The organism is Nonomuraea sp. B5E05, from assembly GCF_039880665.1.
Taxonomy (GTDB): domain Bacteria; phylum Actinomycetota; class Actinomycetes; order Streptosporangiales; family Streptosporangiaceae; genus Nonomuraea.
In genome coordinates, this window is record NZ_JBDPMJ010000022.1 from 142508 (window position 1) to 155203 (window position 12696).

The window sequence follows — 12696 nt, forward strand, 5'->3', positions numbered from 1 at the left end:
CGCTCCCGCCACTCCTCCGGACGACGGCACTCCCTCGCGGCTCATGGCCTCACTCCGTTCGGCGGCTCGGTCGCCAGACGCCGCCACCCTCCCCCGCTCTGGTCGCTCCGCTCCCGCCACTCCTCCGGACGACGGCACTCCCACCCTGCTCACGGCCTCACTCCGATCGGCGGCTCGGTCGCCAGACCCCGCCGCCCTCCCCCGCTCTGGTCGCTCCGCTCCCGCCGCTCCTCCGGACGACGGCACTCCCACCCTGCTCACGGCCTCACTCCGATCGGCGGCTCGGTCGCCAGACGCCGCCGCCCTCCCCCGCTCTGGTCGCTCCGCTCCCGCCGCTCCTCCGGACGACGGCACTCCCTCGCGGCTCATGGGTGGGCCTCGTTCCTGATGGCGCGCAGGGTGTGCAGCATGTGTCCGTCTCCGAAGAAGTCGTGCAGCTTGCGGTATTCGGCGTAGAGCCGGTCGTAGGCGTCGGCGCGGGCCTGGTCGGGCACGTACGCGGCCTCCGTGCGCTTGCCCATGGCCGCGGCCGCCTCCTCGATCGAGGGGTAGGCGCCGGCGGCGACGGCGGCGTGGATGGCCGAGCCGAGCGCGGGCCCCTGGTCGGAGCCGATGGCCGACAGGGGGCGGCGCAGCACGTCGGCGTAGACCTGCATGAGGAAGGGGTTCTTCAGCAGGCCGCCGGCGACGACGAACTCCTCGACCGGCACCCCGGACTTCTCGAACGTCTCCACGATCATGCGGGCGCCGTACGCGGTGGCCTCGATGAGCGCGCGGTAGACGTCCTCCGGCCTGGTGGCCAGCGTCTGGCCGACGATCACCCCGGAGAGGTTGTGGTCCACGAGGACCGAGCGGTTGCCGCCGAACCAGTCGAGCGCCACCAGTCCGTGCTGCCCCACGGCCTGCTTCTCGGCCAGCGACGTGAGCTGCTCGTGCCCGTCCGCGCCGAAGGAGTCGACGAACCAGGCGAAGATGTCGCCGACGGCGGACTGCCCGGCCTCGTAGCCCCACAGGCCGGGCACGATGCCGTCCTGGACGACACCGCACATGCCGGGCACCTCGGCGAGCCGGTCGCTGGGCATGATGTGGCAGGTGGAGGTGCCCATGATGGCCACCATCTGGCCGGGCCGTACGGCGTCCGCGGCGGCGGCGGTCACGTGGGCGTCCACGTTGCCGACGGCGACGGCCACGCCCTCGGGCAGCCCGGTCCATCCGGCGGCGCGCGCGGTCAGCCGGCCGGCGAGGCCGCCGAGCGGGGCGAGCGTGACGCCGCCGACCCCGTCGCCGATCCGGTCGCCGATCCGGTCGCCCACCTGGCCGGTGGCGAGCTTGGCGGCGAACCCGGCGAATCCGGGGTCGAGCTCGGCGAGGAACTCTTCCGACGGGTAGTGGCCGTCCTGGAAGACGCCCTTGTAGCCGGCGGTGCAGATGTTGCGGCTCTCGACGCCGGTGAGCTGCCAGATGATCCAGTCGGCGGCCTCGATCCAGCGCTCGGCTCTGGCGTACACGTCGGGGGCCTCTTCGAGGACCTGCAGGCCCTTGGCGAACTCCCACTCGGAGGAGATCTTGCCGCCGTAGCGGGGCAGCCAGCTCTCGCCCCGGCGCGCGGCCAGGTCGTTGATCCGGTCGGCGTGGGGTTGCGCGGCGTGGTGCTTCCAGAGCTTGGGCCAGGCGTGCGGCTCGCCGGGCGTCTCGAAGCACAGCGGCGTGCCGTCGGCGGTGGCGGGCAGCACGGTGCAGGCGGTGAAGTCGGTGCCGATGCCGATCACCTGCTCGGGCGCGACGCCCGCGGCGGCGACCGCCTCGGGCACGGCGGTTCTGAGCACGTCGATCCAGTCCTGCGGCGACTGCAGCGCCCAGTCGGGGCCGAGCCGTACGCCGGAGCCGGGCAGTTCCGTCTCGATGACGCGATGGGTGTACTCGTGGACGGCGCTGCCCAGCTCGGCGCCGTCGTGCACGCGAACGACGACGGCACGCCCTGAGAGGGTGCCGAAGTCCACTCCGACCACGTAGGTGTTAGCGTTCACATTGGACTCCAGGGGTTATCCGGGGGCATCCCCATCATCTACCGAGTTGGGGCGGTGCTCGACCTGACGACGAAGGCGGGACGCACGACCAGCCGCTCGTACGCGGCGGGCCCCCCGTCGGCGGGCCCGTCGACCGGCCCGTCGACCGGCCCGTCGATCTGCCGCAGCAGCACCTCGATGCAGTGCCTGCCCACCACGTCGAAGTCCTGCCTGACCGTGGTGAGCGGCGGTGAGAAGAACGCCGACTCGGGGATGTCGTCGAAGCCCACCACGCTGATCTGGTCGGGAACGCGCACCCCCGCCTCGCTGAGGGCGCGCAGCACGCCGAGCGCCATCTGGTCGTTGGCCGCGAAGACGGCGGTGACGCCGCCCATCCGCGCCAGGCGTTTGCCCGCCTCGTAGCCGGCGCGCGGGCTCCAGTCGCCGGCCAGCGGCTCGGGCACGTCCCGGCCGGCCTCCTCGAGCACGGCGCGCCAGCCCTGCATCCGGCCCTCGGTCTCCAGCCAGTCGGACGGGCCGCTGACGTGCCACACGGTCTCGTGGCCCAGCTGGAGCAGGTGCCGCGTGGCGAGCCTGGCGCCCTCGATCTGGTCGATGCACACCACGGAGACGTCAGCGCTGTGCGTGCCCTCGACCGCCACCGCCGGCATGCCGGACGGCAGGTTCTCCAGGGCACGCGCGGCCGAGCGCTGCGGAGCGACCACCACCACGCCGTCGACGCCCTGCTCGGCGAGGTAGTCGATGGCGTCGCGGACGCCGGCCGCGTCGATCGACTTGAGGCTGACGATGCTGACGAAGTAGCCGGCGCTCCTGGCCGCCTGCTCGATGCCGTAGATCGTGCTGGCCGGGCCGTACAGCGTGGTGTCGAAGCTCACCACGCCGAGCGTCCTCGACCGCTTGGTGACCAGGGCGCGGGCGACCAGGTTGCGCCGGTAGCCCAGCCGGATGATCGCCTCCTCCACCCGGGCGCGGGTGTCGGCCCGGACGTTCGGGTGGTCGTTGAGCACCCGGGAGACCGTCTGGTGCGAGACGCCCGCCTCTTTGGCCACGTCAGCCATGACCGGCAGACGGCGTTTGGGGGTCGTCACGGTCTCTCCTTTCACTCGGCCGGGCAGGTCGCTGCTAGCGCGCGGCACCCGCCCTGCGCTTGGTCCACACGTCGAAGGCCACCGCGGCGAGGAGGACGGCGCCCTTGACGAGCATGACCCGCTCGCTGGGCGAGCCGATCAAGGACATGCCGTTGTTGATGACCGCCATGATCAGACCGCCGGTGATCGCGCCGACGATCTTACCGACGCCGCCCTGGACGGCCGCGCCGCCGATGAACGCCGCCGCGATGGCGTCCAGCTCGAAGGCGTTGCCCGCCGTGGGGCCCGCCTGGTTGAGCCGGCCGGCGAAGATGATGCCGGCGATGGCCGACAGCACGCCCATGTTCACGAAGATCCAGAAGACCACCGACTTGACGCGTACGCCGGACATGACCGCCGCCTGGAGGTTGCCGCCGATCGCGTAGATCTGCCGGCCGAACACGGTCCTGCCGGCCATCAGCGAGTACGCCAGCACGAGCACGGCCAGCAGGACCAGCACCCACGGGAGGTTGTTGAACCGGGCCAGCTGCACCACGAGGAAGAGGATGAGCGCGGCGCCGGCCGCCATCTTCACCACGAACAGCCCCATCGGGTCGACCACCTGCCCGTACCCCTGCCGGGCGGTGCGCGAGCGCCACTGGGCGGCGACCATGCCGGCGACGGCGAAGAGGCCGACCAGCAGGCTGAACAGGTCGGCGCCGCCGAGCGGGCCGAGGCCGATGTTGCCGAGATAGCCGCTGGTGAAGCCGTTGGCGAGCGTGCGGACCTGGTCGGGGAACGGGCCGATGCCCTGGTTGCCGAGCACGGTCAGCGTCAGCGCCCGGAACAGCAGCATGCCGGCCAGCGTCACGATGAACGCCGGGATGCCGAAATAGGCGATCCAGTAGCCCTGCCAGGCCCCGATGAGGGCTCCGGCCACCAGCGTGATGAGCAGGGCCAGCGGCCACGGCACGCTCATGTTGACCATGAGCACCGCGGCCAGCCCGCCCGTGACGGCGACCACCGAGCCGACGGACAGGTCGATGTGCCCGGCGATGATGACGAGGATCATCCCGATCGCGAGGATCAGCACGTAGGAGTTCTGGACGATGATGTTCGAGATGTTCTGCGGTGTGAGCAGGGCTCCGTCGGTCAGCACCGAGAACAGCGCGACGATCAGCGCGAAGGCGATGTAGATGCCGCTCGATCGCAAATTGAGCGACAGTCCGCCGAGCGACACCCGGCCCGGCCGCCGTGGCGATCCTCCGTCGCCCTTGGCGCCGACCTCCACGTCGGCGGGCGTGATGCTGCTCATGTGAGCTACTCCTGTCCCTTGGTCATGAGGTGCATGAGGCGTTCCTGCGTGGCGTCCCGGCGCGGCACCTCGCCCGTGACGCGCCCCTCCGAGAGCGTGTAGATGCGGTCGCACAGGCCCAGCAGCTCAGGCAGCTCGGAAGAGATCACGAGCACGGCCTTACCCTGGTCGGCCAGGCGGTTGATGATCGTGTAGATCTCGTACTTGGCGCCGACGTCGATGCCGCGGGTGGGCTCGTCGAGGATGAGCACGTCGGGCTCGGTGAGGATCCACTTGGAGAGCACGACCTTCTGCTGGTTGCCGCCGCTCAGCTGGCCGACGATGCTCGACACGCTGGGCGCCTTGATGTTCATGCTCTTGTGGAACTCCTCGGCGACGCGATATTCCTCCATCTCGTCGACCCAGCCGCGCTTCGACATCCCGCGCAGCCCGGCGGCGCTGATGTTGCGCTTGACGTCCTCGATCAGGTTGAGCCCGTACCTCTTGCGGTCCTCGGTGGCGTAGGCGATGCCGTGCCTGATGGCGTCCTGGACGTTGCGGATCTCGACCGGTTCGCCGTCCTTGAAGATCTTGCCGGTGATGTGCACGCCGTACGTCCGCCCGAAGACGCTCATCGCGAGCTCCGTGCGACCGGCGCCCATCAGCCCGGCCAGGCCGACGATCTCGCCGCGGCGCAGCGAGAGCGTGGCGCCGTCGACCACCTTCCTGCCGGGCTGGCTGGGGCTGTGCACCGTCCAGTCCTCGATGCGCAGCACCTCGTCGCCGATCGTCGGCTCGTGCGGCGGGAACCGGTTGTCGAGCGCGCGGCCGACCATGCCGGAGATGATGCGGTCCTCCGTGACCTGGTCGGTGGCCATGTCCAGGGTCTCGATGGTGCGGCCGTCGCGGATGATCGTGACGGAGTCGGCGATCGCGGTCACCTCGTTGAGCTTGTGCGAGATGATCACGCAGGTGATGCCCTCGTCGCGCAGGCCGCGCAGCAGGTCGAGCAGGTGCGCGGAGTCGTCGTCGTTGAGCGCTGCGGTGGGCTCGTCGAGGATGAGCAGTCTCACCTCCTTCGCCAGCGCCTTGGCGATCTCCACGAGCTGCTGCTTGCCCACGCCGATGTCGGCGATCGCCGTGGTCGGGTTCTCCCGCAGCCCGACCCGCTTCATCAGCGTGGCGGCCTCGTAGTTGGTGCGGTTCCAGTCGATGAGGCCGCGCCTCGCGCGCTCGTTGCCGAGGAAGATGTTCTCGGCGATCGACAGCTGCGGGCTGAGCGCCAGCTCCTGGTGGATGATGACGATGCCGGCGCGCTCGCTGTCGCGGATGCTCCCGAACTCGCACCGCCGGCCCTCGAAGGTGATCTCGCCCTCGTAGTCGCCGTGCGGGTAGACGCCCGACAGCACCTTCATCAGCGTCGACTTGCCTGCGCCGTTCTCACCGCAGATGGCGTGGATCTCGCCCCGCCGGACGGACAGATTGACGTCCTGCAGCGCCTTGACGCCGGGGAACGTCTTGGTGATCCCGCTCATCCGCAAGATTTGCTCGGTCATAACGCCCCTTGCTCGCAACCGGGCAGGCCCGGGGACCTCGCCGGCCCCCGGGCGCCCGGCCCTACTTGAGCTGGTCCTCGGTGTAGTAGTTGCCGCCGATGATGACGTCCTTGTAGTTGCTCTTGTCGACGATCACCGGTTCGAGCAGGTACGAGGGCACGACCTTGTTGCCGTTGTCGTAGTCCTTGGTGTTGTTCACCTCGGGCTCGCCGCCCTTGAGCACGGCGTCGGCCATCTTCACGGTCTGCTCGGCGAGCTCGCGGGTGTCCTTGAAGATGGTGGAGTACTGCTCGTCGGCGATGATCGACTTGACCGAGGCGAGCTCGGCGTCCTGGCCGGTCACGATCGGGTACGCCTGGCCGCTGCGGCCGTAGCCGGAGCTCTTGAGCGCCGACAGGATGCCGATCGACAGGCCGTCGTACGGCGAGAGCACGCCGTCGACCTTGGCGCCGCCGGTGTAGGTCTTGGTGAGGATGTCCTCCATGCGCTTCTGCGCGGTGGCCGGGTCCCAGCGCAGGATCGCGGCGGTCTTGAAGTCGGTCTGGCCGCTCTTCACCACGAGCGTGCCGTCGTCGATCTTCGGCTGGAGCACGGACATGGCGCCGTTCCAGAAGAACGTGGCGTTGTTGTCGTCGGGCGAGCCGCCGAACAGCTCGACGTTGAACGGGCCCTTCTCGCCGTCCTCGACGCCGAGGCCCTTCAGCAGCGAGGTCGCCTGCTGCACGCCCACCTTGTAGTTGTCGAACGTGGCGTAGTAGTCGACGTTGGGGCTGTTGCGGATCAACCGGTCATAGGCGATGACCGGGATCTTGTTGTCGGCGGCCTGCTGGAGCTGCGACGTGATCGCGGTGCCGTCGATCGAGGCGATGATCAGCAGCTTGGCGCCCTTGGTGATCTGGTTCTCGATCTGGTTGGCCTGCGTGGGGATGTCGTTCTCCGCGTACTGCAGGTCGACCTTGTAGCCCAGTTTCTCGAGCTGCTCCTTGACGTTGTCGCCGTCGTGGATCCAGCGCTCCGACGACTTGGTGGGCATCGTGACGCCGACCAGGGCGCCGGCGTTGCCGGCCGCGGCCGAGGCGGAGGCCTCGGCGTCGATCGTCTTCGTGCTCGAACCGCAGGCCGTCATGGTCACGGCGAGCGCGATGGCGGACACCACGCCCCCGATTCGTCCCAACCTCATGTCATCTCCTTGCGAAGGGGGTCGCGGCAGCGCTGGACGTGGCGGCTGCCGGTAGAGCGGTGATTCCCATCACAGAACGTGACGAATAACAACAAATTTCGCGTTCACCACCGCCCGATTGTTATCGTTAACAAAGCCCTTGTCAACGGTCGCCCATAACTGACAGGTAACTATCCCGAAACGTCTCCTCGCAGGTCAACGGCTTGAGCGGGACGAGAACACCCGCTGCAACAGGATGAAGACGAACAACAGCAGGCCGATGAAGATCTTCGTCCACCACGAGGAGAGCGTGCCCTCGAAACTGATGATCGTCTGGATCAGGCCGAGCACGAGCACGCCGAGCACGGTGCCGAGCAGGAAGCCGCTGCCACCGGTCAGCAGCGTGCCGCCGATGACCACCGCCGCGATCGCGTCCAGCTCCATGCCCACGGCGTGCAGACCGTAGCCGGAGAGCATGTAGAACGACAGCAGCACCCCGCCGAGCGCCGAGCAGAAGCCGCTGATCGTGTAGACCGCGATCTTCGTCCGGCCCACGGGCAGGCCCATCAGCATCGCCGACTGCTCGCTGCCGCCGGTGGCGTAGACCGAGCGGCCCAGCCGGGTGTAGTGCAGCACGTACGCCGCCACGACCACGACCACCACCGCGATGACCACGCTGGGTGAGATCCACAGATCGGCGAACAGGTCGATCCTGGTCTGCGCGAACGCCGTGAACGTCGTGTCCTCGATCGGGATCGAGTCGGTCCCGATCGTGTAGCACAACCCTCGGGCCAGGAACATGCCCGCCAGCGTCACGATGAACGGCTGGATGTCGAAGGCGTGCACGATCGCGCCCATCACCAGCCCCAGAGCCGACCCGATCGCCAGCACCAGCGGGATCACCACGTACGGCGGCCACCCCGGCCCCGCCATCAGGCTGGCCGCGATCATCGTTGACAGCGCCACCACCGAGCCCACCGACAGGTCGATGCCCCCCGTCAGGATCACGAACGTCATCCCCACCGCCACGACCAGCAGGAACGCGTTGTCGATGAAGACGTTGAGCACCACCTGCCCGCTGGCGAACCCCTCGTAGCGGATCCCGCCCGCCACGAACATGGCCGCGAACAGGCAGCCGGTCACCAGCACCGGCAGGTACTTCGCGGGCACGGCCCGGCCCAGCGTCATCGTGCTCATGCTCATCGCCTCACTCCGTCCGGCGGGCTCGGCCGCCATACGCCGCCACCTGCTCATGGCCTCACTCCGCCCGGCGGCACTCCCTCGCGCACCTGCGCCGGCTCCTCGGCCACGGCGCCGGGAGGGGCGGTCCTGCCCCGCCTGCCGAACACCTTCGCGCGGAAGGACGGCGACTGGATGAGGCAGACCGCCGTCACGACCAGCGCCTTGAACAGCAGCGTCGTCTCCGGCGGCACGCCGATCGAGTAGACGGTCGTGGTCAGGGTCTGGATGATGAGCGCGCCCAGCACGGTGCCGCTCAGCGAGAACCGGCCGCCGGCCAGCGACGTGCCGCCGATCACGACGGCCAGGATGGCGTCCAGCTCGATCCACAGTCCGGCGTTGTTGCCGTCGGCGCTGGAGACGTTCGAGCTGATCATCAAGCCGGCCACGCCGGCGCACAGCGCGGCGAACGCGTACACCATGAGGATGATCCCGCGCGACCTGATGCCGGCCAGCCGGCTCGCCTCGGCGTTGCCGCCGACCGACTCGATCAGCATCCCCAGCGCCAGCCGCCGGGTCAGGAACGCGGTGATCCCCAGCACGGCGAGCACGATCAGGACGCCGAACGGCACGGTCAGCCAGTAGCCGCCGCCGATCACCTTGTACGCCTCGCTGTTGACGGTGATGATCTGCCCGCCGGTGATGAGCTGGGCCAGGCCGCGCCCGGCCACCATGAGGATGAGCGTGGCGATGATCGGCTGGATGCCGATGCCCGCTACGAGGAACCCGTTCCACGCTCCCAGCGCCAGGCAGAGCCCGAGCGCCAGCGCCACCGCCGTGAACACGCCGGCGTCCTGGCTGATCTGCAGGCACGCCAGCGCGCCCGAGATCGCCACCACGGAGCCCACCGACAGGTCGATGCCGCCGGTGGCGATGACGAGCGTCATGCCGAGCGCGACCAGGATCAGCGGAGCGCCGAACCGCAGGATGTCGATCAAACTGCCGTACAGGTGACCGTCCCTGACCTGGATCGACAGGAAGCTCGGGGTGAAGAGCACGTTGAGCGCCAGCAGCAGCACGAGGACCACCGCCGGCCAGAGCAGCCGTCTCATGAGTCCCGGCCCCCGCTCGCGATCGTCTCCATGAGCACGTCCGTGGTCAGCTCGTCGCCGTTGGGCAGCTCGGCCACCAGCCGCCGGTCGCGCAGCACCTCGACCTTGTGGCTGAGCCGCAGCACCTCCTCCAGCTCGGCCGAGATGAACAGCACCGCCACGCCGCCGTCGGACAGCTCCGCCACCAGCCGCTGGATCTCGGTCTTCGCGCCGACGTCGATGCCCCGGGTGGGCTCGTCGAGGATGAGCAGGCGCGGCTCCAGGATGAGCCACCTGGCCAGCACCACCTTCTGCTGGTTGCCGCCGCTGAGGTCGCGTACGAGGTGCTCGGGGTTGGGCGGGCTGATCCGCAGCGCCTTGACGTACCTGCCGACCAGTTCGTCCTGCTGCTCTCTCGGCACCGGTCTCGTCCAGCCCCGGGTGGCCTGGAGGGCCAGGATGATGTTCTCGCGCACGGTCAGATCGGGGATGAGCCCGTCCTCCTTGCGGTTCTCCGAGCAGAACGCGATCTTGTGATTGATGGCCGCGCGCGGCGTGCGCAGAGACGCCGGCGATCCGCCGACCGCGATCTCGCCCGTGCCCGCGTGGTCCGCGCCGAACAACAACCGCGCGATCTCCGTACGACCGGAGCCGAGCAGCCCGGCCAGGCCCACGACCTCGCCCTCGTGGACGGTGAGCGAGAACGGCTCGATGGCGCCCGCCCTGCCGAGCTCGCGCGCCTCGACCAGCGGGCGGTCGAAGACCCTGGCCTCGCCGTGCAGGCGTTCGAGCGCGTCCAGCTCCTGGCCGATCATCTTGGCGACGAGGTGCACCTGGCTGAGCTCGCTGGTCAGGTATTCGCCGACGAGCCGGCCGTTGCGAAGGATCGTCATACGATCCGAAATTTCGTAGATCTGGTCGAGAAAGTGGGAGACGAAGAGGATGGCGATGCCCTCCTCCTTGAGCCGCCTCATCACCATGAACAGCTGCTCGACCTCGCCCGCGTCCAGGCTGGACGTGGGCTCGTCGAGGATCAGCACCCTCGCGTCGACGTCGAGCGCCCGCGCGATCGCCACCATCTGCTGGATCGCCAGCGAGTACGTCGACAGCGGCGCCGACACGTCCAGGCTCAGCTCCAGCCGCGACAGCAGTTCGGCCGCCCTGGCCCGCATCCGCTTCCAGTCGATGCGGCCCAGGCGGCGCGGCTCCCGCCCGATGAGGATGTTCTCGGCGACCGAGAGGTTCGTACAGAGGTTGACCTCCTGGTAGACCGTGCTGATGCCGGCCTGCCGCGCCTCCAGAGGGCTGCCGAACGCCACGGCGGCGCCGTCCAGTTCGATGGTGCCCATGTCGGCGGGGTAGACGCCGGTGAGCACCTTGATCAGGGTGGACTTGCCCGCGCCGTTCTCTCCCATGAGCGCGTGCACCTCTCCGGGTGACAACCGCAGGTCCACGCCGTCCAGGGCTTTCACGCCCGGAAACTGTTTGCCGATCCCGCTCATCGTCAGGACCGGCGCGGGTACGGCCATACGCCTTTTCCCCTTCTCAGGTGACGGCCGGGGCCGGGGCGGCCCCGGCCGGGCGGTCAGTACTGGCGGGTGGACAGGACCTGCTTGGCCTGCTCCTGGGTGAACGTCGTCTCCTCGGTCACCACGCGGGCGGGCACCTGCTCGCCCTTGACGACCTTCTTGGCCAGGTCCATCAGCTGCGGGCCGAGCAGCGGGGAGCACTCGACGATGAAGTTGATCTTCCCGTCGGCGAGCGCCTGCATGCCGTCCTTGACGGCGTCCACAGTGATGATCTTGATGTCCTGGCCGGGCGTCTTGCCCGCGCCCTCGATCGCCTCGATCGCCCCGAGGCCCATGTCGTCGTTGTGCGCGTAGAGCACGTCGATGTCCGGGTTCGACTTCAGGAAGGCCTCCATGACCTCCTTGCCCTTGGCCCTGGTGAAGTCACCGGTCTGCGACGCGATGATCTTGAACTTCGGGTCGGCCCCGATGACCTCCGCGAACCCGGCCTTGCGGTCGTTCGCCGGCGCCGAGCCGGTCGTGCCCTGCAACTCGACGATGTTCACCGTCTCGGTGGTGTCCTTGTACTCCTCCACCAGCCACTGGCCGGCCTTCTTGCCCTCCTCGACGAAGTCCGAGCCGAGGAAGGTCTTGTACAGGGTCGTGTCCTTGGAGTCCACGGCGCGGTCGGTCAGGATGACCGGGATCTTCGCGTTCTGGGCCTCCTTGAGCACCGTGTCCCAGCCCGACTCCACCACCGGCGAGAAGGCGATGACGTCCACCCTCTGCTGGACGAAGGAGCGGATGGCCTTGATCTGGTTCTCCTGCTTCTGCTGGGCGTCGGAGAACTTGAGCGTGATGCCCGCCTCCTTGGCGGACTCCTGGACGGACTTGGTGTTCGCGGTGCGCCATCCGCTCTCCGCTCCCACCTGGGAGAAGCCCATGGTGATCGAGCCGTCCGCGCCACCCGAGCCGTCTGCGCCGTCCGAGCCGGCACTGCCGCTGCCGCTGCCGCTGCCGCACGCCGCCACCGACATCGCGGTGAGCCCGGCGAGCACCAGCGCCGAGATCCTCTTCAACACGTGGGGGGTTCCCTTCCTATGTGAGCGCTAACATTCCGAGGAGGACGCCAGCGCCTCCTACCTTCCTGCCGGTCACCTTCTCCTGCTCGACACATCACGAGCGGCGGCCGGAAGCCGCGCCCCTTTTTGGTCTGGCCCCGACTGTGAACGTTAACAAAGGGTCTCGTCAAGGGGCCGCCGGATTACGGTCCGGTCACGCGAACCACCACGTACACCCTGCGGCGTACATCTCCCTACGCTGTCGAGGTGAGGACAGTTCCCCGACTTCATGTGACGGTGACAGAGCAACGCACTCGTCGAACAGAAGGGAAACTCCATGCGTCAGGTAAGAGAACTCGCGCCCAAGGCGGCGACGGCGTTAGCGACGCTCGCCACTTTCTTCGTCATTCTTCCGGGCGGCGCACAACCGGCGGCGGCGCTGCCCACCACGTCGGCGCAGCGCGCCCTCGCCGTCCCGACCGCCTACGTCACCATCAACTACTCGAATGCCCAGGTCACCTACTTCTGGACCCCCAGAACCGAGGCAGGTGCTCAAGCGGCGCGGCTTTTCGTCCATTCCCGTGAACAATGAGCCCTTCCGCGTAAGCCCCCGCGACAGAGTGTGATCCTCGGGCCGCCCCGACGCCGGCGCCCCCGATGATCGAGAAGCGTAAAGCCCCTGGTAGAAGTTGGTCTTGCGACAGATCGACTTCGGAACCAGAGGCTTCACGTGCCCACCAGTGTCACCTTCGGA

Annotated in this window: 10 protein-coding genes; 1 reads left to right on the forward strand and 9 read right to left on the reverse strand. The window is 68.7% G+C overall.

Translation table 11 applies throughout. From position 1 onward, the window contains the following. Positions 1-365 precede the first annotated feature (365 nt). The 9 genes from araB to ABGB01_RS33545 all read right to left on the reverse strand — a co-directional run bounded on the left by araB (position 366) and on the right by ABGB01_RS33545 (position 11963). A complete protein-coding gene (gene araB, locus ABGB01_RS33505) occupies positions 366-2009 on the reverse strand; it encodes a ribulokinase (protein ID WP_347777599.1) in 1644 nt (547 codons plus the stop codon). A gap of 56 nt (positions 2010-2065) precedes the next feature. Next, positions 2066-3115: a LacI family DNA-binding transcriptional regulator gene (locus ABGB01_RS33510; RefSeq protein ID WP_347777587.1), complete on the reverse strand. Its 1050-nt coding sequence runs from the start codon at positions 3113-3115 to the stop codon at positions 2066-2068. 34 nt (positions 3116-3149) lie between these two features. Next, a complete protein-coding gene (gene mmsB, locus ABGB01_RS33515; protein WP_347777588.1) occupies positions 3150-4409 on the reverse strand; it encodes a multiple monosaccharide ABC transporter permease in 1260 nt (419 codons plus the stop codon). A gap of 5 nt (positions 4410-4414) precedes the next feature. Beyond that, on the reverse strand, positions 4415-5944 hold the full coding sequence (mmsA, locus tag ABGB01_RS33520; RefSeq protein WP_347777589.1) for a multiple monosaccharide ABC transporter ATP-binding protein: 1530 nt from the start codon (positions 5942-5944) through the stop codon (positions 4415-4417). A gap of 61 nt (positions 5945-6005) precedes the next feature. After that, positions 6006-7124 carry a multiple monosaccharide ABC transporter substrate-binding protein gene (gene chvE / locus ABGB01_RS33525; RefSeq protein WP_347777590.1) on the reverse strand — a complete coding sequence of 373 codons (1119 nt, stop codon included), beginning with the start codon at positions 7122-7124 and terminating at the stop codon, positions 6006-6008. A gap of 195 nt (positions 7125-7319) precedes the next feature. Further along, positions 7320-8306, reverse strand: a complete 987-nt coding sequence (yjfF, locus tag ABGB01_RS33530) for a galactofuranose ABC transporter, permease protein YjfF (protein ID WP_347777591.1) — start codon at positions 8304-8306, stop codon at positions 7320-7322. Between the two features lie 47 nt (positions 8307-8353). Further along, entirely contained in the window at positions 8354-9394 is a 1041-nt protein-coding gene (locus ABGB01_RS33535; RefSeq protein WP_347777592.1) for an ABC transporter permease, read from the reverse strand. Beyond that, positions 9391-10845, reverse strand: a complete 1455-nt coding sequence (locus ABGB01_RS33540; RefSeq protein WP_347777593.1) for a sugar ABC transporter ATP-binding protein — start codon at positions 10843-10845, stop codon at positions 9391-9393. The genes ABGB01_RS33535 and ABGB01_RS33540 overlap by 4 nt, the downstream gene beginning before the upstream one ends. 113 nt (positions 10846-10958) lie before the next feature. Next, complete coding sequence (locus ABGB01_RS33545) at positions 10959-11963, reverse strand: ABC transporter substrate-binding protein (protein WP_347777594.1); 1005 nt, start codon at positions 11961-11963, stop codon at positions 10959-10961. Positions 11964-12279: 316 nt separating this feature from the next. Here ABGB01_RS33545 and ABGB01_RS33550 point away from each other — a divergent pair, with 316 nt between their 5' ends. Continuing rightward, positions 12280-12534, forward strand: a complete 255-nt coding sequence (locus tag ABGB01_RS33550) for a hypothetical protein (protein WP_347777595.1) — start codon at positions 12280-12282, stop codon at positions 12532-12534. Positions 12535-12696: the final 162 nt, after the last annotated feature.

Excerpts from the sequence above, each read along its gene's own strand:
- mmsB (WP_347777588.1), bottom strand. The coding sequence starts at position 4,409 with ATGAGCAGCATCACGCCCGCCGACGTGGAGGTCGGCGCCAAGGGCGAC.
- mmsA (WP_347777589.1), bottom strand. The coding sequence starts at position 5,944 with ATGACCGAGCAAATCTTGCGGATGAGCGGGATCACCAAGACGTTCCCC.
- chvE (WP_347777590.1), bottom strand. The coding sequence starts at position 7,124 with ATGAGGTTGGGACGAATCGGGGGCGTGGTGTCCGCCATCGCGCTCGCC.
- yjfF (WP_347777591.1), bottom strand. The coding sequence starts at position 8,306 with ATGAGCATGAGCACGATGACGCTGGGCCGGGCCGTGCCCGCGAAGTAC.
- ABGB01_RS33535 (WP_347777592.1), bottom strand. The coding sequence starts at position 9,394 with ATGAGACGGCTGCTCTGGCCGGCGGTGGTCCTCGTGCTGCTGCTGGCG.
- ABGB01_RS33550 (WP_347777595.1), top strand. The coding sequence starts at position 12,280 with ATGCGTCAGGTAAGAGAACTCGCGCCCAAGGCGGCGACGGCGTTAGCG.